16 protein-coding genes and 3 tRNA genes are annotated in these 19,268 nt (G+C 31.2%); 12 read left to right on the forward strand and 7 right to left on the reverse strand.

What is annotated here, in order from left to right:
- Positions 1 to 338 precede the first annotated feature (338 nt).
- From ACYSNX_RS01270 to ACYSNX_RS01280, 3 genes are all read right to left on the reverse strand, one after another.
- Positions 339 to 409, reverse strand: a tRNA-Trp gene (locus ACYSNX_RS01270).
- A 58-nt stretch (positions 410 to 467) separates the two neighbouring features.
- A complete protein-coding gene (locus tag ACYSNX_RS01275) occupies positions 468 to 836 on the reverse strand; it encodes a DUF983 domain-containing protein (protein WP_461752881.1) in 369 nt (122 codons plus the stop codon).
- A 134-nt stretch (positions 837 to 970) separates the two neighbouring features.
- Entirely contained in the window at positions 971 to 1,807 is an 837-nt protein-coding gene (locus tag ACYSNX_RS01280) for a hypothetical protein (protein WP_461752882.1), read from the reverse strand.
- Between the two features lie 855 nt (positions 1,808 to 2,662).
- On the opposite strand from ACYSNX_RS01280, the gene ACYSNX_RS01285 reads away from it, so the two are divergent.
- The 4 genes from ACYSNX_RS01285 (at position 2,663) to ACYSNX_RS01300 (ending at position 6,841) form a co-directional block, all read left to right on the forward strand.
- Positions 2,663 to 3,895 carry a tyrosine-type recombinase/integrase gene (locus ACYSNX_RS01285; RefSeq protein ID WP_461752883.1) on the forward strand — a complete coding sequence of 411 codons (1,233 nt, stop codon included), beginning with the start codon at positions 2,663 to 2,665 and terminating at the stop codon, positions 3,893 to 3,895.
- A gap of 4 nt (positions 3,896 to 3,899) precedes the next feature.
- A complete protein-coding gene (locus ACYSNX_RS01290) occupies positions 3,900 to 5,141 on the forward strand; it encodes a hypothetical protein (protein WP_461752884.1) in 1,242 nt (413 codons plus the stop codon).
- Between the two features lie 91 nt (positions 5,142 to 5,232).
- On the forward strand, positions 5,233 to 5,496 hold the full coding sequence (locus ACYSNX_RS01295) for a hypothetical protein (protein WP_461752885.1): 264 nt from the start codon (positions 5,233 to 5,235) through the stop codon (positions 5,494 to 5,496).
- Between the two features lie 103 nt (positions 5,497 to 5,599).
- Positions 5,600 to 6,841 (forward strand): primase-helicase family protein, encoded by a 1,242-nt coding sequence (locus tag ACYSNX_RS01300; RefSeq protein ID WP_461752886.1) that lies wholly within the window; start codon positions 5,600 to 5,602, stop codon positions 6,839 to 6,841.
- A 593-nt stretch (positions 6,842 to 7,434) separates the two neighbouring features.
- Here the strand turns inward: ACYSNX_RS01300 and ACYSNX_RS01305 are convergent.
- Complete coding sequence (locus ACYSNX_RS01305; RefSeq protein ID WP_461752887.1) at positions 7,435 to 7,944, reverse strand: hypothetical protein; 510 nt, start codon at positions 7,942 to 7,944, stop codon at positions 7,435 to 7,437.
- Between the two features lie 390 nt (positions 7,945 to 8,334).
- Here ACYSNX_RS01305 and ACYSNX_RS01310 point away from each other — a divergent pair, with 390 nt between their 5' ends.
- On the forward strand, positions 8,335 to 9,585 hold the full coding sequence (locus ACYSNX_RS01310) for an AAA family ATPase (protein WP_461752888.1): 1,251 nt from the start codon (positions 8,335 to 8,337) through the stop codon (positions 9,583 to 9,585).
- Entirely contained in the window at positions 9,585 to 10,214 is a 630-nt protein-coding gene (locus tag ACYSNX_RS01315) for an HNH endonuclease family protein (protein ID WP_461752889.1), read from the forward strand. Before ACYSNX_RS01310 ends, ACYSNX_RS01315 begins: the two co-directional genes overlap by 1 nt.
- Before the next feature lie 147 nt (positions 10,215 to 10,361).
- On the opposite strand, the gene ACYSNX_RS01320 is transcribed toward ACYSNX_RS01315, so the two are convergent.
- The 3 genes from ACYSNX_RS01320 to mce form a co-directional block, all read right to left on the reverse strand.
- Positions 10,362 to 10,438, reverse strand: a tRNA-Ile gene (locus tag ACYSNX_RS01320).
- 23 nt (positions 10,439 to 10,461) lie between these two features.
- A tRNA-Ile gene (locus ACYSNX_RS01325) sits at positions 10,462 to 10,538 on the reverse strand.
- A 71-nt stretch (positions 10,539 to 10,609) separates the two neighbouring features.
- The gene (gene mce / locus ACYSNX_RS01330) at positions 10,610 to 11,011 is read right to left on the reverse strand and encodes a methylmalonyl-CoA epimerase (protein ID WP_461752964.1); all 402 of its coding nucleotides are present in this window, start codon (positions 11,009 to 11,011) and stop codon (positions 10,610 to 10,612) included.
- Positions 11,012 to 11,078: 67 nt separating this feature from the next.
- Between mce and rbfA the strand changes: the two genes are divergently transcribed.
- The 6 genes from rbfA to ACYSNX_RS01360 all read left to right on the forward strand — a co-directional run bounded on the left by rbfA (position 11,079) and on the right by ACYSNX_RS01360 (position 19,232).
- Positions 11,079 to 11,471: a 30S ribosome-binding factor RbfA gene (gene rbfA / locus ACYSNX_RS01335; RefSeq protein WP_461752890.1), complete on the forward strand. Its 393-nt coding sequence runs from the start codon at positions 11,079 to 11,081 to the stop codon at positions 11,469 to 11,471.
- On the forward strand, positions 11,472 to 12,680 hold the full coding sequence (locus ACYSNX_RS01340; protein ID WP_461752891.1) for an ABC transporter permease: 1,209 nt from the start codon (positions 11,472 to 11,474) through the stop codon (positions 12,678 to 12,680).
- Between the two features lie 110 nt (positions 12,681 to 12,790).
- The gene (locus ACYSNX_RS01345; RefSeq protein ID WP_461752892.1) at positions 12,791 to 15,304 is read left to right on the forward strand and encodes a tetratricopeptide repeat protein; all 2,514 of its coding nucleotides are present in this window, start codon (positions 12,791 to 12,793) and stop codon (positions 15,302 to 15,304) included.
- A gap of 4 nt (positions 15,305 to 15,308) precedes the next feature.
- On the forward strand, positions 15,309 to 17,084 hold the full coding sequence (locus ACYSNX_RS01350) for an HSP90 family protein (protein WP_461752893.1): 1,776 nt from the start codon (positions 15,309 to 15,311) through the stop codon (positions 17,082 to 17,084).
- A gap of 6 nt (positions 17,085 to 17,090) precedes the next feature.
- The gene (locus tag ACYSNX_RS01355; RefSeq protein ID WP_461752894.1) at positions 17,091 to 18,158 is read left to right on the forward strand and encodes a hypothetical protein; all 1,068 of its coding nucleotides are present in this window, start codon (positions 17,091 to 17,093) and stop codon (positions 18,156 to 18,158) included.
- 12 nt (positions 18,159 to 18,170) lie between these two features.
- Positions 18,171 to 19,232, forward strand: a complete 1,062-nt coding sequence (locus ACYSNX_RS01360) for a hypothetical protein (RefSeq protein WP_461752895.1) — start codon at positions 18,171 to 18,173, stop codon at positions 19,230 to 19,232.
- Positions 19,233 to 19,268: the final 36 nt, after the last annotated feature.

A 19,268-nucleotide genomic window follows, 5' to 3' on the forward strand; every position in this document is an offset into this window, starting at 1 on the left:
TTAAAGAATGTACATGGTTATAACCGTGCGGATTCTTATGGCCTTTCTTGTATGGAAATGCAAGGAGCTATCACGATTTTTACCGTAAATATTAAAAGAATACTCAAAATAGTGGATAATGAGTAGCTAATGGAGCTACTTCGTATAAAAGATAGTATAAGGCCTTTTTTTAGGCTGTTTAAGCCACCCAATAGTACAGCTAGAAAACAAATAACGCTTACAAAGAGACTTAAAAAAGTCCTTTATAAGCGTTATTTTTTGTCTTTAAAAAAGCCGTTTCCTAAAAAGAGGCTACTTTATCAGTGCCCTCCCGATTTGGAAAGCCTTTTTTTACTTTGCACGGGTGGAGGGATTCGAACCCCCATCAACGGTTTTGGAGACCGCTATTCTACCCTTGAACTACACCCGTATTCCGTTGTAATGCGGTGCAAATATAAAGAACTTTTTTTTAATAAACCTAACTGAATCTATTCTTTTTTATAAAAAATATTTAACCATATTGTTCTTGAAATTCTATAGTTAAAAGTCCATAAAATAAACAAAACAGCTACGATTGCTATAAAGGCTTGAAGCATAGATATGTTAAGGTCAAGAAAATAATTTAATAGGAACCTTAAAACCATAATTGCCACCATTTCTGCCACCGTAATGGCATAGCTCACATACATAGCTCCAAAGTAAAAACCAGTTTCTCTATGGAAATTGTATCCACAATTCTTACAGTTTTTAGTCATCTTTGGCATGCGGAAGGTGATAGGATTTCCTTTGTCGTAAAATAATTTCTCCTTTTGGCAATTAGGACAAGAGCCAGATAAAACTTGTTTTAAGAAAGACATAATGTTATAATTTGATGCAAATGTCGCTAAAATATTACTGTAATAATAGGGGTAATCTACTTGTTTTCTTGTATTATTCGGACATTTTGCTCTTAAGTGTGTTTCTAGTGCTATAAGGACATAAAAAAAGGAGATTAAAAATCTCCCTCTTCATTATATTGTTGGTTTCCTGGAATTTCATCCGGATAAACATCTAGATATTCTTCATTAGCTGGGTACTCTTCTTTTATTTCTAAAAAGTCTAATGGATTACTTTGTTTTTCTTGAGAGTAGTAATCATCATATGCTTTATAGATATTTGAGATTTCTTCTAAAGTCATTACGTAGTTGTCTTGTTCATCCCCTTGGTCTTTACCTAAGTTTTGGAAGAACTCTATAGTAGTTACTCTATTGAACTCGTATCTTTTTTTGGCAAGGTTTCTTTGTGCATAATACACAGACTTGTTGCCTTTGTACTTTCGTTTGATTTCCTTTACTTCTTCTTTGTAGTCTTTGTCAATTTCATGTAATGCTACACGAAGACTGCTTTTATCGTATTCAGGAGTAATAGCGTTTTCTGCTTGTAAGATTTTTAGCTCTTTTTGTTGCTCTGGTTTTAAAATCTTTTGAATGAATAGATCATAAGAGATAGATAAGTCTCTTAATATTATTTCTTTCTCACTTAAAGGCATTAAAGCATTAGCATTAAGTTTTTGCAAATCCCTTTTGATGTACTCATTTTTTATGTTTAAAGCAGAAACTTGGTAAGTTGTAAGTTTTAAGTTATTAGCATTGTCTAATATTTCCTGAATACTTAAATACTCAAGCTTTGGTGCAACGTTTTGTTTTTCTTGCTTAACTTTCTTATTTTTCTTTTTGCCACCTTTCTCAACTTCCTGTAAATCGCTGTTCTGATCTACGCTATTTTGGTCTTGTGCTTTAGCAGTAACTACAGATGCTAACATCAAACACAACATTATAATTTTTTTCATTTCGATTTCTTTTAAATTCTTGTTTTATAGCTGCAAGTTCTAAGGAAGATTACACCTTTTGATTTCACGATAAATGGAAAATTATTTTAAGTGTAATAATCACTAGCAAAAATAGGTATATTTATCGTATTTATATCTACTTGTATAACGTTTTCTATATTTATTTAGTATGCGATTATTGAATTAAAATCAATCCAATTACAATAGAGTTTTTTATTCAATAGACCTGCCGATTGTTTTTGAAACTTTGTTTGTTGCAATATATATGCCAAAGCTTGGAAAACAAAGGTATTTTTAAACTATTTCTTGTTATAACTACACTTCAAAGCTTTTAAGTGAAAACAAAGGTAGTTTAAAAACTTTAGAGCAAAATAAAAGTAAATCCTATTTTTTAAAGTTAGGGTAGAAAAATGAAAAAGGGTAAGTCAATATCGAAGAATAAAAGGAATAATTTTCTTTATTAATACGTATTCTGATATCGATATTGCCTATTGTACTTGATAGAAAATGTTTGCTGCTTTTTATCTTGAATTATAGCAAAAAAAATCCCTCTAACACATTGTGTTGAGGGACTTACTAGTGGTCCAACCTGAACTAGTTTTGTTTTTTAATCCCTTTTTACATAGTTTTATTGATTGATAGTCAGTGTATTATAATTTATTTAAATCTATTTTAACTGGCTTTAATTTGTTTTAATAAAAAATTTAACCCCTAATTTGCCCCTGGGTGTTTTTCATCCTGTTTTAAGCCTTTTTTCTCGTTTTTTGTTGAAAAGAAAAATAAACTGGATTTGGTATGTCTTTTTGTGAAAAAAGTCTGCCCCCTTGGCAAGCCCCCTTTAAATAATTGTAATAAATGAAGTATTATTTCGAGCTGCGAAAAGACAAAATAGACAAAGAAGGTCTGATTCCCATAAGACTGATTATTAGTGCTCCTAGAGTTAGAATTCGAAAGAATTTAAGCGTAAAAACAAAACTGGAGCATTGGGATCCAGAGATAAACCAAATTCGAAATATCAAAAGCAATGGTAATGCCCTTTATAATGACTATAAAGAGTATAATGCTGTTTTAGCAAATACGATTAATAAGGTGGAGCATATTTTCGATTTCTTTAAATTCAATTCGATTGCTTTTAGTGAAATACTCTTTGAAGAGAAATTCAAATTAGACTCTGTAAGTGTTGCTATTCGCTTTTTCGATGCATTTAATGAGTACATCAAGATTTCTGGTGTTTCTAAGGCTAAGAGTACAATTATCAAGTATAATTCTGTGAAGACATTCTTTATGGATTTTGCAAAATCGACTAAGTATGTTTTAAGATTTGACACTATTGATTATAGGTTTGAAGATGCTTTTATGGAGTATTGTTTTGTAGAGCGTAGTACATTAAATAATTACTATGGGAAGTTAATTTCAACCTTAAAGGCATTTATGCAATGGGCTTTCAATAGGGGATATCATAATAGCCTGGAATTTAAAAAGATTAAAAGAATAGATAACGAAATTGAAGTAGTCTTCTTAACTATGGAGGAGTTGATGAAGTTATATCACTATAATTTTACAAGTAAGTCTATGGAAAGAGCTAGAGATATGTTTTGCTTTTTGTGTTTTACCGGACAAAGGCATTCCGATATTTATTCCTTACGCGATTGTAATGTGGTAGGAGACTATTTAAACTATACGGTTGTCAAAACTAAAACGGTGCATCATCAAGTATATTTAATCTCTTATGCCAAGGAGATTTTAGATAAGTACAAAGATTCTATTTACAGTCCAATTCCTCGAATTACTTCCCAAAAATTAAACGAACGCTTAAAGGAATGTTGTGAGGAAGTTGGAATCACTGATAAAATTAGATTAACCAGGTATATCGGATCCAGGAGGATTGATACAGAGGTTAGAAAATGTGATGTTATTACCTCACATGTAGGTAGAAAAACATTTATAACAAATAGTATTATTTTGGGTATTTCAGAGCGTGTTATTAAAAGCACTACCAATCATAAAGATGAAAGAAGTTTTAGGAGGTATGTCCACGTTGGAGAGTCTTTTAAACAAAAGGAGTTAAATAAATGGGAAAGTTTATAATTTTATGAATCAGCGTTTTAAGATATTGACTCCTATGGAGCAATTGTTATTCTACTTAGAGAATACCCCTAAGGAAAAAATCAGATTATTAGACTTGAAAAATGAAATTTCTTCTCATTTAGATCTCTTTAATTTACTAGATTTTCTAGGTAGCTCTAGTGGCGGATTTTTATGGAAATATGGATATGAGTCTTTTGTGAAAGAGATCTTGGAGAATCAAGTAGATAAATTTATAGCTTATTTAGATAAGCTTAGTATGGAGCTATCTTCTACTCATTTTCTTTGTAAGATTCTATATTATAAGAATCAATTAATTAACCGTTTAGATTTCATTGCTCATAGAAGTGGAAGTAATGTTTACAAAATAGTCAATGGTACTTTTTTAATGGACTCTTTAAACGATATGCTTTTTAAAGAGCTCTTTTCATTGAAACAAGTCGTAACTAAGAATGAAATAAGTGTCGGAAATTATTTTGCTCTTCTACTTGAGGAAAACCCCAAAGAAGGCATTAATCGCTTTAGAAACTATATTTATAAGGAAATCTACAACAAACAAAGTTTAAACCATATTGAGCAGCTTATTCTTTCCAAGGATCTGTTTTTTAAGTACCTACAATTAGATTTTATTCCTAGTATTTCTTTTAGTAATTACAAAGAAAATCACTCTTTGTTTCTAAGTGAAAATGCTTTATTAACCAAGAAAGAGGTGGAGCAAATCCTAGGTCAGAATGAATACTTTAAGAAGCATTACCCACTTTTTGAACTATCTCAACAAGATTTGTTCTCTAAGTGTTCTGACTTTAATGCAGAGAAAATAAAGTACACTGAAAATACCTTATATGACTTTTTTCAATTTATAAGCAAGGAGAAGTTTTTTTATAAGAACACGAATATTTACGAATTGTTTCTATCATCTTGCACGGAGAGTTATCCAAGCTTTAGCAAAGATGAATTGTATTATGCTCATCAAACTTTAAATGATCTGGTTAGTTTAGATAAAAGTGTTTTTAACTATATCATAGCCATATTTATTTTTTTAAAAAATAGCGACTCTTTGAAAAACGTAAGTAGCAAGTTACCCTTGATTTTAAATACTTATTTTAAAGGGAACTCTTTGTCTTTAACAACAATTAAGCAGTATATAACTAGGGAAGATAAGAGTTCTAAAACATTTTTAAAGGAATGTAATTATATAAATGACTTAGCAATCTCTTTTGAAAAGAAAAGACAAGATACTGAAAGTTAATGTATTGTTTTGGAAGTGTACTAAGGTGTACTATCTTTTTCTTTTCAATAGGGAATATTTGCACTGTTTAAATACCTTAAAATATGTTCAAATGGATACAAAAAGATTAAATCATAGCATTGAGAATTTTCAAGAAAGCCCTTCTGATGTACTTACAACTAATTTCTTTCCGGAGGGGAGTGATAGGATGACTCAAGTAGAAGTGGCAAGTATGTTTGATAGAACTGTTCAAACTATTATAAACTGGAAGAATAAGGGGAAAATACCTTACTATGAAATTGACGGGAGACCTATTTTTTCTCGTACCCAATTAATTCGAGTAGCATTAAAAAATCAACATTTATTAAACCCATAAAAAAAGCGTTTGCTTTTCCTACAAAGCAAACGCTTAAGATTTTAAAAAGTGTATAATCAAATCTTTATAGTGCAAATATAAGGATTATAATTAATCAATTACAATGAACTTAGATTCTGCTGAATTTATTCGAGTGGGCACAGCATATTATGCCATAATCGAAAAACCAACTATTAATAACGCAACGGAAAAAGTTATGTTATCCTGGAATAAAGAAACAATAGTTAATGACCAGGGAAAAGAGTATATCTCAAGTATAAAAAAATACTATGGCTTCTGTTGTATCCCTGGTCATATAGATTATATAAGGGAAGTGAGTGACTTTTATAACATCTACCACCCAATAGACTATATAGTAACTAAAGAACCAATAGAAAATATCAAATATTTAGAAAGTAAGATAACAAATACGCTCCGTTTTATTCGACACATCTTTGGTGAGCAATATAACTTAGGGCTTGATTATTTAAAGATATTACTACAGGAACCTACCCAAGTACTCCCCGTGCTAGTTCTTGTCTCTAAAGCAAGAGAAACGGGTAAATCGACTATGTTGAAATACCTTCGTAAGATCTTTTCTTTTAATGCAACTTATATCAATGCCGAGTCTTTTGTGAATAATTTTAATTCCGATTTAGATGGAAAGCTACTAGTTCTAGTTGATGAAGTTGTGACCGACAATCAACAAATAACAGAACGTATTAAGTTTTTAAGTACTGCAGATAGAAATAAGATTGAGAGAAAGGGACGCGACAAAGAAGAAGTAGAATCTTTTTATAAATTTATTTTGACAAGTAATTTTGAAGATTCTTTTATGAAAATAGATAAAGAAGAGATTCGTTTTTGGGTAAGACAAATTCCAGAAATTGAAAAAGACCCTAATTTTTTAGACCTACTATTTAGTGAGATTCCCGATTTTTTAAATTACTTATATAGCATTGAGTACTCCACTGAAAAGAAAACACGAATGTGGTTTACCCCAGAACAAATTAGGACAGATGCTTTAGTGAGATTAATGAATTCTGGTGATAATAAAACTAGAGACGAAGTCTTAAATTTATTCCAAGAAATATTTGAGTCATTGGATTTGGAGCAAATTTTTATTGCACCAAAAGATATATGTGCAATCATAAAAACTATGAATCGCAGAAGTAATATAACCCCTAATGAAGTGAGAAAAGTTTTAAAACATCTTGGTTTTTCTCCTTCTGAGAATTCTTTCAAATACGATGGTCTTGATTACACTATTCATGGAGAATTCTACAATATTGAACGCAAAGGAAGATTTTATACCATTGAAAAGGAGAAAATAACCTCTTTTTTTGATGCAAATGATGCTAGCTGATATAATGTATTGATTTATATTTAGTTATGTGGCATCAAACTATGGCATCAAACTCGCATCAAACTAAATTTGATGCGAGTTTTTGTTTTAGTTTGATGTTTGATGCCAGTTTGATGCAGCTGTAACTTTCTTATTATTAGTAAGATATATAGATTTGGCATCAAACATCAAAAGCATCAAACTTTTTGGCAACGTAATTTGATCAAACTGCTTTGTAAAAATGGTGAATGTTTTTTTTTCTTTTCATTAGAATTTTTTTGAAAAACAGAAAAAAAGGGCTGAAAAGGACAAAGCAAGACGTTATCGGACATAATCACGATAATTTTTCGCCCATTCGGGAGGTAATTGATTAAGGGTCAATTAATTGTGAAGTTCTTTTGAAAACAAAAAACGGAAAAAAAGTAGACAAATTAAACTAATCTCCTGATTTGTAATTTATTGCTAGTAGACAATTGAGGTTTTTGGAAAAAAAACCTATTAAAAATGAATTAGGATTTTTTCGTTTTCTCTTTAGGGAATACTAAATTTATTTAGTGGTTGGAATATAATTCCACTAAATAATTTGTGTGTGATTTTACTTTTATTTGGAAGAATTAATCTAATGGAGCTGGTAAATATTCGCACAGATGAGAGCTTTTAATGAGTTGTTTTATTTCCATGTAAGATCGTCTACTGATTGTTGAATCTGGGGTTAAAGTTACATTTGAAAAGCAATACATAAATAGCTCATAAGTAAGACAGATAATAAAAGGATGCACTTTGTTTTCATGAATAAATTCAAATGCATCTGTATTAAAATCAAATTCCCTTTTATTTTTATCACCAGGGAAAAAACCAAACATAAGTTTTATAGTTATGATTTGACAGAGCTCAGAATTTGAAAAAAGGACCTGAAATAAATCAGATCTCTCATCTAAATCAAATTCAGAAATGATTTGTATTAACTTTTGATAAAGAATTAAGTTGACTTTGTTTTTAGAATTATCTTCTAAACATAAGCTAAGGTTTATGGAAGTTTTTTTATTTAAACTGTTTCGGAAGTTAAAGGAATCTTGATTAAATAAAAGGCGATTTAATATTGTAAATATACTCGTGTAGTTCATAGGCCTTATAAAAAAAGGCGCAAGCTCCATAACTATTGTTAACTGAGGTTTGCGACAACCCAACAACCCAATAGACTTCGCCTACGCCAATATAAGGCACAGGCGCAAGTCTATCGTTTTATAGGTTGTTTAATGAAGGTCGCAATTTCAGTTAACCCAAACGATAGCTTACGCGTGTTCGTAATGTTTTCAAGTACAAATGTAGTTATAATACGCTAAATACTCCCAAGAAATATCAAGACTTTTACCGAGTTATGAGATTTAATGGATTTAATGGATTTAATAAATTTTTCAGTTAAGGTCTATTCTATACTAAAATAAACTTTATGGGAAATGGATTATATAGTGTACTTTAGCTTAGTTAAATGAAATTATTTTAAAAGTAGTCATATGAAATTACGTAAATTATATTTAAAAAATATAGGACCCTTTCTTGATGATAGTATTGAGTTTGCAACATTCGATAACTCAAAAAGTCAAGTAACTATTTTGACAGGTGAAAATGGAGCAGGTAAAACTATTGTTTTAGATGCAATAAGAAAACTATTTATTGGATTTAGTCAAAGATATCAGATTAGGCCAATTTTAAGGGATAAGAATTTTCGTTTGGAAATGGATATGAATTTTGAAAATAAAGAAATAGTATTGAAAGCAGAACAAAGAGAGGACGAACCACGAGAGCTTTTTACTCCTACTGTTAATAATCGGTATTTTGATGAAATTTTAAAAAATTTCGTAGACTCAAATAAATCAAAGAAAAATACTCGCTGGATTGTAAATTACTGGACATCTCAGCATGACCATAGTCCTTTTGATATTTCAAATTTGGACTTTATAACTCCAGAAGATTATTTACTAGATGCGTTGGATGGTATTCAGAAGAATATAGAAACTACAAAAGCAATAACTTTTTTCGATTATTATAAATCTTCTGATGATTTAAGTGAAAAAAAGGAAGGTGAGTTTATTTATGATAAATTGAAAGAAATTTTTAGGATCAGTTTATATGACGGAGAGCTACTTCATGTTCAGCGAACAAAATTAATGCCAATTATTAGCCAAAATGGATTTCCTATTACTTTGGAAAAGTTGAGTAGTGGTAATTTATATTTAGCCCAACGTTTAATTTCTGTGTTAGGTCAGATGTATTCTGTTTATAAGTTAAACGATTTTGCTCTTGAAGAATTATGTAATACTCCAGGAGTATTGCTTATTGATGAGGCAGAAAATCATCTTCATCCGAAGTGGCAAAAGACATTTTTAAATTCAATTTTAAAAATATTCCCTAATCTGCAAATAATTGTTGCCACACATTCTCCGTTTATTGTAGGATCTGTAGAGGGGGCAAAAGTTTACGTATGCAAGCCACAAGACGGATATTCAATTATTTCTGACGAAACTGATGTTTACTCTAATAAGCCGATTGAAGAAATTTTATCTACAGATGTATTCGGAGGAATTTCATCATTTGGAAATAGTGAAATTGACAAGCTATTAAAAGAGAGAGAAGATGCAATAAGAAGCAAAAATAAAGAGGAGGAAAATAGAATTGAGGAAAAGCTCCTGAAAATTAATCCACAGTATTTTTCATACTTGGAAATCGATAAAATTATTGCTAAAATTAAAAATGATAAAAGATAATGAGGAGTTTAAATAGATTGGATAAACCTCAAAGGTTGGTATTGAATGAAGTACGATGGACTAGTGTCTTTATTAGCTCGGGTAAACCAAGACCTAGTTCAAAACAATATGGACACTTAGAAATCAAAGAACAATTAGCTAAGATTAGTTTTTATAAATGTTTTTATAGTGAAGTGAAATTCTCACAACTATCAGAAGCTCAGATAGATCATTATGTTGAAGTAGCGGAGGATCCAAATTCCGCATTTAAATGGGAAAATTTATATTTATCACATATTAGTTGTAATAATGGGAAAACTTCTAATATCGTTTTACCTAATGCAAGTTGTTTAGATCCTTTTACACACTCTGATGGAGAAATAGAGAATCATTTAGATTTTGAAGATGAGATGATACAGGGACTAACTCAAAGAGGTTTAAATACAATTCAAAAATACAATTTAGATAAGCCAATATTCAATACTTTAAGAGCAAATGAATTACGAAAGATTCATAATCTTATTTTAGCTGCTTATAAAAATAAGTTGCCAGAAGATGATTTAAAAGTAATTCTTAAAAGATTTGCTAGTATAGACAAACCTTTTTCGTTAATGATTAAGAAAAAGTTGATAAAAAGTGACCTCTGGTAGATTTTAAACAGAGTAAAAGATAGATTTGTCAAACTTATTGTTTGCGAAATTACTTAAAAATAGTTTAATAGTCTTTGAAACACGAGCCCCCTAACGAAGCCCCTAAAAAAAACAAACCCCTTAAACACAGTGTGTTAAGGGGTTTTTTGGTGGTCCAACCTGGGCTCGAACCAGGGACTTGCTGATTATGAGTCAGCTACTCTAACCAGCTGAGTTATTGGACCGGTCTTTATGGCATTATGTGTTTTGGTGGTCTAACCTGGGCTCGAACCAGGGACTTGCTGATTATGAGTCAGCTACTCTAACCAGCTGAGTTATTAGACCCGCTATAAAGACGTTTTAACGACTGCAATATTAGTGCCTTTAATCGGTTTATGCAAATGTTTTTATTAAAATTATTTAATTTCTTGACACAATTCTATTAAAACTCCATTGGTGGTTTTAGGGTGTAAGAAAGCAACTAATTTATTATCAGCACCTTTTTGAGGGATTTCGTTTAAAATGGTAAAACCTTCAAGGGATAATCTTTTTATTTCTTTTTCAATATCCTCTACATCAAAAGCTATATGGTGGATTCCTTCTCCCTTTTTCTCAATAAATTTAGCAATTGGGCTATCCGGATTTGTTGCTTGAAGTAATTCAATTTTATTAGGACCACTAAGGAAAAATGAAGTTTCAACTCCTTGGGATTCTACTAATTCTTGTTTGTACGGTACGCAGTTTAATAATTTTTCAAATAATAAATTGGATTCTTGCAGGCTTTTGACCGCAATTCCAATATGTTCAATCTTTTTCATCATAATTTTTTAGTTAATCTCACAAATATAAAAAAGTTTAGTTGGTAAAAAATTGTATTTTTGCAATATGGAAACAAACAGACAAAAAAAAATGGGTGCACTTTTGCAAAATGATATCGTAGATATTTTGCAAGGTCAAGTGCGTGCAAACGGAATAACTAATCTAGTTATTTCAGTTTCTAAAGTTAGTGTGACTACGGATTTATCAATCTCTAAAGTGTATTTAAGTATTTTCCCTGCAGAGAAAGGGCCTGAGCTATTAAAAGCTATTCAATCTAATGCTCCTTTGATTAAACATGAATTAGCACAAAGAGTGAAACATCAATTAAGAAAAGTACCAAACTTACAATTCTATATCGATGATAGCTTAGATTATATTGAAAAGATTGACAACGCCCTTAAAGGTCAGGAGAATCCAATCGAAAATCGTGATTTATTAGAAACTAGAAAGAATCAATAATTGAATTTTCCATTTTATATAGCCAAACGCTATGCTTTTAGTAAAAGTAAAAGTAAAGCAATTAATGTTATTGCCAGTATTGCAGCTGTAGGTATAGTTGTTAGTGCAATGGCCATGTTCATTGTGTTGTCTGTATTTAGTGGATTGAGAACTTTTAGTCTTTCTTTTGTAAATGATTTAGATCCCGATTTAAAAGTATATAGTGAAAAGGGAAAAAGTTTTGAGGTACTACCAAGTGATCTTGTAGCCTTAGAGCAAACTAATTTATTTGCTGCTATAGCGCCAGTGGTGGAAGATAGGTTACTTTTTTCTTATAAGGAAAAACAAACAGTTGCTTTATTAAAGGGAGTTGATTCAAACTTCCATGCTGTAAGTGGATTTGATCAAAAAGTGGAATATGGTTATTGGTTTGAACCAGGTAGCCATGATGCAGTGGTAGGATTTGGAATTCCTGTGCTGTTCTCTATGAGCCTTTTTGATACGGAGAATCCTTTTGAAGCAATCTCTATTAAGCCTGGAGTTGGGGTGATAGAAAACCCTGAAAAAGCCTTTGTAAGAAAAACTATTTTGCCAATTGGTGTTTACGTTACACAACATGAGGATATTGATAATAAGTATGTTTTTGTAGATATTGATCTTGCAAGAGAATTATTGTCAATTCCTGAAAATCATGTGACTAATCTTGAATTTAGGACCAATCCAGGGGTTTCTAAAACTCAAGTAAATCAAGCTCTTAAAAGAATTTTTACTCAAGGGTTAGTTCTTAAAGATAAAGCTCAATTAAATGATGGTTTATACCGTATGTTGAATACAGAAAATTTGGTTGTATACCTGATTTTTGTTTTAGTAGTTATTATGGCTTTATTTACCCTTGTAGGAGCCTTAATTATGATTATCCTAGAGAAGCAACCAAATATAAAAACCCTATATAACATTGGAGTTCCCGCGAAAGATTTAAAGAAAGTATTTTTATTTCAAGGGATGATAATAAGTAGTGTTGGTGGTTTAATGGGAGTTGTTTTAGGAGTTGTTTTTGTGATTTTACAACAATATTTTTCCTTTATTATGATAAGACCCGATATGGCCTATCCGATAGAATTCGATTGGTTTAATCTTTTTATGGTTTTATTTTCCATATTTATCTTAGGATTTCTAGCTTCCTTTTTGGCTAGTTCTCGTGTGAATAAAGCTTATTTAACACGAAAATAATTCCGTTTTATCTTCTTAATTTGCTTTATTTAGAAAGGTTCAAGTAGTTGTTTTGTTGCGCATTGCTTACATTTGTATTCGTTAGTATTTATTAATATAGATGTAAGTATATGGAGACTTTTGCTAGTATGTATGAGCAAATACAAAAACAAATGGATTCAAGTCCATCAACTTTAAACGATTTAGCAACACAGCTTGTTAAACAAGATGATTTTTCTTTAAGTTCCAACTTATATCAGGCTTTAGCCATTTGTCAAAAGGCTACGTATATACAAGATAATTCATCTATTTATTTAGACCTTTTTTCAAAATTATTCCAAAATTCTAATTTAGCGAAAATTTCTATTTTACTGCCCCAAGATCAATATGTGATTTGGTACGAGATAATGGAAAGTTTAGGGAAGTTTTTCTGTGAAAGAGGATTTACAAAGGCTAATTTTCTTTTATTTTTATTTTATCAAAGCGCTCGAGTAGATCAACAAGGGCAAAGTAAGTCTTTTGTATATTTAGAGAAAGCCTTTTTAGATGGACAAAATAACGCTATGGCTTTTTACGCAAGGGCTCTGTATTATGGTTATTATTCTTTAGAGATAGATAAAGAAAAAGCCATTGAATTGCTAAATCAATGTGTACAAGAGAACAACAAATATGGTATTGCCTTTTTATGTGATATTCAAATTTCAGCATGTACTTCTACAGAGCAAGTTTGGGAGGTTTTTCAAACATTTGGACTAGAAACACTTGAGAATAACTCTTCTCTTTATTATGTTGGTGAGTACTATCTTCAGATAAATGACTATCAAAAAGCAAAAGATATTTTACAAGGTGGGCATCTAAAAGGAATTAGTAGCTGTAGTTATTTATTAGGAGTATTGTCTTGTAATGGGCAATTGCAAGAATTTGGTCTTACCCCACAAGATGGGATGGTTTATTTAGAAACTGCTTTTAGTCAAGGAGAGATTGAAGCAGGATATTTCTTAGGAATGTACCTTTTAGACTCTAGTGCACAGGATAAAGAGCAGTACAAAAGAGGAATTTACTTCTTAAAGCAAAGTAGTTTATATAATTTTCCAAAATCTTTAATCGCCTTAGCCATTGAACATATGGACCAAGAAGAGCATAGTTCTTTAGTCTTAGATTGGTTAGACCAAGCTATTGCATTAGATTCTAGTGATGCTAAAGTACACAAGGCAATTTACCTTGTAAAGCAGCAATCTGGGGATCAAAACATTGCCTTAGCTCAAGATCTTTTGTTAAGTGCGATAGATCAAGGTAATATTCAGGCAATTTACGAATTAGCTTTACTACATCATAATGGGGTTTTAAAAGAGCAATCTAATGCAATTAAAGCTTTAGAACTTTTTGAACAGGCTGCTTCTTCTAACCATCTTTATGCTATGGAATATGTAGGTCAATATTATTTAGAAGGTTTTGCTAGTGGAGTAGATCTTGAAAAAGCTAAATATTGGTTTGAATTGGCAATAGAGAAGTTTAATTCTGTTTTTGCTAAAGTAGAAATGGCTCATCTTTATTTAGATGGAATAGGGGTAGAAAAAGATCAAGAAAAAGCGCTAGAATTATTGAAACAGGCAGTTGATCAGGATTATCCGTATGCTGCATTTCGTCTAGGAGTTTTATATCAAAACCAAAGTTTAGGCTATGTGGATTATGAAAAAGCGAGGTACTATTTAGAAATCGCCGCTCAGTATAATTCTTCTGAAGCAGTTTACCTTTTGGCTTGTTTGAATTTTTACGAAGATCAAGATAACCTAAATCCACAATTGGCCGTACAGCAATTTGAACAAGCTTTAGAAATGGGGCTATTCAAAGCCAGCGTTGATATTGCTTTAGCTTATGAACAAGGATACGATTCGGTAGAGCCTAATATGGATATGGCCTTTAAGTATATGCTAATAGGGGCTGAAAATGGCTTTGATTTCGCTCAATATAAAATAGGATATTATTTACTATACGGCTATAATGAACAAGAGCCAGATATAGAGCAAGCAATTTTCTGGTTAGAAAAGGCTATTGAGCAAGGAAATGGATATGCTATGTTGACTCTAGGGGATTATTACCTATATGGAGGACAAGATCAAGATTATACTAAGTCCTTTAATTATTACCATATGGCCGAACAAATAGACTATATCTCAGAGGGAATAGGAGTTTGTTATCAATTTGGTATAGGTTGTGAGAAGGATGAAAAACTTGCATTTAAATACTATGAAGTAGCAAGTGAAACACAAAATTTATCTGCTATTCAACGATTAGGACAAGCCTATTATTTTGGTATTGGTTGTGAGGTAGATAAACAACAAGCTTTCCATTATTTAAAGCTAGCAAGTGATATGGGAAGTCACGAAGCAATGGACTATATTGGTTTAATGCTAGTTAAAGGGGATGGATGTCAAAGTGATCCTGAGTTAGGGGTTAGTTATTTGCTGCAAGCGGCAGAGGTAGGTTATCATACAGCTCAATATGAATTAGCAAATTGTTATTTGCAAGGTCTAGGTGTAGAGCAAAGTGATGAAGTTGCATTACATTGGTATGGACAGGCTGCCGAGAATGGAAATGAAGATGCACAGAAAATAGTTGGAGGACCACGTAAAAGAAGAAGATAAAAGAATGGAAGATAATCAATTTCAATTTCAAGTAAATATAAAAGGTATGATAGAACTGTTGAGTGAACATATTTATAGTTCACCAACTGTTTTTATAAGAGAGCTTTTACAAAACTCTATGGATGCTGTTACCGTTAGAAAATCTTTAGATCCTAATTTTCAAGGATGTATTGATATTCATTTCGAAGAAGATACCTTAGTTTTCCAAGATAATGGAATAGGGCTTAGTGCTCAAGATGTGCATGAGTTTTTATCGGTCATAGGTCAAAGCTCCAAGCGAGGAGAGTTAGCTGAAAAAGATTTAATAGGTAAGTTTGGTATCGGATTACTTTCTTGTTTAGTAGTAAGTGAGTCTATTGTTGTGGAAACTAAATCTTTATTTACTAATGAATCAGTTCGTTGGACTGGTAAAGCAGATGGAACTTATACAGTTGAACCTACTCAAGATATTGGTCAAGTAGGTACAAAAGTGATTTTAAAAGCAAAAAAACGTTGGGAATCCTTATTTACTTTACAATCTGTTAAGCAAAATGTGCTTTTTTACGGAAGCGCTTTACCTATTAGAGTAAATCTAGTACAAAATGGGCAAAATGAGGTATGTCTAGATGGTAATCCAGTTTGGTTAGATGACAATAGCAGTAAAGAGCAGTTATTGCAATATGGTCAGGAAGTTTTTAAAACCAAATTCTTAGATGTATTTCGCCTGTACTCTGATATAGGAGAGTTACAAGGAGTAGCTTATATCTTACCTAATAAAGTAAATATTACATCTACCAAAGAGCATAAAATCTTCGTCAAGAGAATGTACCTTTGTGACCAAGCTACTAATCTACTACCAGAATGGACTAGTTTTGTTCGTTGTATAATCAATACAAATGCTTTAGCACCTACAGCTTCAAGAGAGTCTTTGGTGAATAATACTTTATTGCAGCAAACTAAGAAGCAATTAACGGATTGTTTTAAAGAGTATTTAAAAACTTTGGCTCTTATTGATCATATTACTTTAGAACAAATTATTGGTATTCATCATATGTATATCAAAAGTTTAGCTGCAAGTGATTGGGAGATTTTAGAGTTATTTGAAGATTTTCTTCCTTTTGAGACAAATCATGGTATGTTGAGTTTCGCAGAAATTAAGTCACAATATAATTCTATTTATTATACTTGGTCTTTAGATGAGTTTAGACAAATTCGTCGCATTGCTGGAAGTCAAAATAAGTTAGTCATAAATGCAGCTTATAGTTATGAGGTGGATTTAATTGATAAGATTAAAATTAACAACCCAGACTTAGGTATCTCTTTAATCGACCCTAATGATTTATTACAAGAGTTTGCTCCAGCAATATCTAATAAGATAGATACCCAGGATTTTATAAATAGAGCTAATAGGATATTAAAGGATCATTTTTGTGAAGCAAAAGTAAACCGTTTTGAGCCTAAAGACACAACCGCAATTTATATAGTAAGTGAGCAAGCTTTATCAAGTAAGAATATTGCTAATCTTTCTAAAAGTAATAACCCTTTTGCTAGTACTTTGAATCATTTTTCTAAGCAAAAAGAAGTAATGCCAGTATTGTGTTTTAATCAGAGCAATGATTTGGTACAAAAGTTAATGGGTATAAGCGATCCAGAACTTTTTCAAGCTTTGGTAAATGTCCTATATGTGCAATCTTTAATGTTAGGCGGTTATACTATTAATAAAAGGGAAATGGATACTTTCAATGATGCATTATATCAGTTTATGATTTTAGGTATGTCTAATTTTTTACCAAAATTTTAAATAGGGATGTATCGATTAGAAATACAAAAGATTCTTTTAAAAATAGATCAAAATCATTCCGATGATGAGTTCGTTATTGATCATCTAAAGGCTGCTATAAGTTTAGCAGATCGAAATCAAGACTTGCATTGGGCAATGGAATTGCGTTATGAATTAATTGAAGTAGAAAGGTCAACTTCAAGATGTGTGGAGAGTTTTTCTGCATTTGCTTGGATTTTACAGGTATGTGAAGAATTCCCATCCGAGTTTAATCAAGCAGATTATTTACTAGCATATCATTGGATGCTTTGCTCAGCTTACAGTAGTTCGGTTATGCCTTTGCAGAAGGTATTTGAAATAGCGAATGACCTTGAGAATAGGTTAAACCAATGTGGACTTAGTAAGAAAGGATTCTATTTTACAATGTGCCAGCTCTATCATACAATTAGAAATACTCCCAAAAGTATAGAGTTCTTAGAATTGGCTTTAGAGGAAGAATTCGATCAAGAGTACAAATTAGTAGATCAGTATGATTTTCGAGTAGAAAGCTTAGCAATTATTGCTGATTTTGATGGTGCGATTACTTTGTGTCAAGAGATGGAAGATTTAAAATTAAATGCATTTTGCCTTCCATTCGCTACCCATTGTGCTTTAGCGTATTATTTAGCTAGAGCAAAGGATAAAAGAAGTGTAATCTATCTAGAGAAAGCAAAACAAGGACTATTAAATCACACAGGATTAAATAGCTCTATGTTATATTCTTTAATGCGATTAATTTATACTATGTATTTATTAGAGGATAATTTACTTTGGCCAACCTATCAAAAGATTGCCTCCTGGCAAATTAATGCAGAGGATGATTTACAGTTATTACTTTATACGCATATGGCTAGTATTTGCCAAAAAAACGAAAATGTAAAATTAGAACTCTCTAGTAAATTGCCTTTTTATAATCCATCAGGAGTTTATGCTACTAAGGACTTATCTGCATATTTTTTAAAGCAGGCTTCAGATTTAGTAGTGGCTTTTGATAAGCGAAATAACAATGATCATTGTTCAAAGGAGTTTATGTCTTTGTTAAAAGACAAAAATTAATTTTTTTTAACTATGAATTATAATTTAGAAATTCAAAAAAATCTTCTCCGACTAGAGTCGGTGGAAAATTACCACGATAAAATTCAAATTTTAAAACAAGCTATTTTAATAGCAGATACTCATCAAGATATTGATTGGGGATTTGATTTAAGGCTAAATCTAATACATCAAGAGAGGAATACTTCTTGTTGTAATGAAAGTTTTGTTGCTTTCGCATGGATTTTGAATGCAAGTGATAGCAATGAAGGCTATTTTGACGAATCTGATTTTTTATGGGAATATAAATGGATGTTCAATTCTTCTTATCGCAATGCATCTATATCTATGCAGCAGATAAGAGAAATAGCAAAGGATTTAAAACATAGGTTAGTTAAAAATGGTTATAGTTTAAGAGGCTTTTATAACGTGATGACTGGTTTATCCAACCATTTAAGAGATTTTGATGAAGCTCAAAAGTATATAGATTTAGCAAAGCAAAGTGTAAGTGACGATATGACTAATTGTCAAGCATGTGAGTTAGATACAGAAGTGGACAATTTACTGAGACTTGGAAAAATGGAACAAGCTATAGTAGCAGCAAAGAATATTTTTGATAGAAAGATAACCTGCTATTCTATGCCTTTTCAAACCTATTGTAATTTTGCTTATCGTTTACAACAATTAAATGATCCTTTAGCTGGGCAATACTTTGAGAAAGCTCTAGAGGAATATTATAATTTTGACCATTATGATAGTTCTATAGGTTTTTCAATGAATCAATTGGTTAGTTATATGCATAAAAGCAATCACAAAGATAAATGGTTGTTTTTTGAGAAGATTAGCGATTGGGAGTTAGATGCTGAAGATTTACATGTATTTAACTATGCTAAATCGATGATGGCTATTATGCAACAAAGCGGGCAAGTAGAACTTTCTTTGTCTTGTAAGCTTCCTTATTTTAAACAAGATGGAATATATGCTATTGAGGATTTATATCTTTATTTTGAACAAAAGGCATTGCATTATGCAAATCTTTTTGACCAAAGGAATTCTAATACGAATTTTATAGAAGAAGTAAAAAAACTACAAAAATAGCCTAGAAATGCCTTGATTTTTATAAGGCAATACAAT

The organism is Myroides sp. LJL115 (genome assembly GCF_054871665.1).

Bases quoted from the DNA above. Each gene is read 5' to 3' on its own strand.
- ACYSNX_RS01280 (WP_461752882.1), bottom strand. From the start codon at position 1,807: ATGAAAAAAATTATAATGTTGTGTTTGATGTTAGCATCTGTAGTTACT.
- ACYSNX_RS01315 (WP_461752889.1), top strand. From the start codon at position 9,585: ATGAGGAGTTTAAATAGATTGGATAAACCTCAAAGGTTGGTATTGAAT.
- ACYSNX_RS01310 (WP_461752888.1), top strand. From the start codon at position 8,335: ATGAAATTACGTAAATTATATTTAAAAAATATAGGACCCTTTCTTGAT.
- ACYSNX_RS01275 (WP_461752881.1), bottom strand. From the start codon at position 836: ATGTCTTTCTTAAAACAAGTTTTATCTGGCTCTTGTCCTAATTGCCAA.
- ACYSNX_RS01355 (WP_461752894.1), top strand. From the start codon at position 17,091: ATGTATCGATTAGAAATACAAAAGATTCTTTTAAAAATAGATCAAAAT.
- ACYSNX_RS01305 (WP_461752887.1), bottom strand. From the start codon at position 7,944: ATGAACTACACGAGTATATTTACAATATTAAATCGCCTTTTATTTAAT.
- ACYSNX_RS01360 (WP_461752895.1), top strand. From the start codon at position 18,171: ATGAATTATAATTTAGAAATTCAAAAAAATCTTCTCCGACTAGAGTCG.
- ACYSNX_RS01345 (WP_461752892.1), top strand. From the start codon at position 12,791: ATGGAGACTTTTGCTAGTATGTATGAGCAAATACAAAAACAAATGGAT.
- rbfA (WP_461752890.1), top strand. From the start codon at position 11,079: ATGGAAACAAACAGACAAAAAAAAATGGGTGCACTTTTGCAAAATGAT.
- ACYSNX_RS01300 (WP_461752886.1), top strand. From the start codon at position 5,600: ATGAACTTAGATTCTGCTGAATTTATTCGAGTGGGCACAGCATATTAT.
- ACYSNX_RS01295 (WP_461752885.1), top strand. From the start codon at position 5,233: ATGGATACAAAAAGATTAAATCATAGCATTGAGAATTTTCAAGAAAGC.
- ACYSNX_RS01290 (WP_461752884.1), top strand. From the start codon at position 3,900: ATGAATCAGCGTTTTAAGATATTGACTCCTATGGAGCAATTGTTATTC.
- ACYSNX_RS01285 (WP_461752883.1), top strand. From the start codon at position 2,663: ATGAAGTATTATTTCGAGCTGCGAAAAGACAAAATAGACAAAGAAGGT.
- mce (WP_461752964.1), bottom strand. From the start codon at position 11,011: ATGAAAAAGATTGAACATATTGGAATTGCGGTCAAAAGCCTGCAAGAA.
- ACYSNX_RS01350 (WP_461752893.1), top strand. From the start codon at position 15,309: ATGGAAGATAATCAATTTCAATTTCAAGTAAATATAAAAGGTATGATA.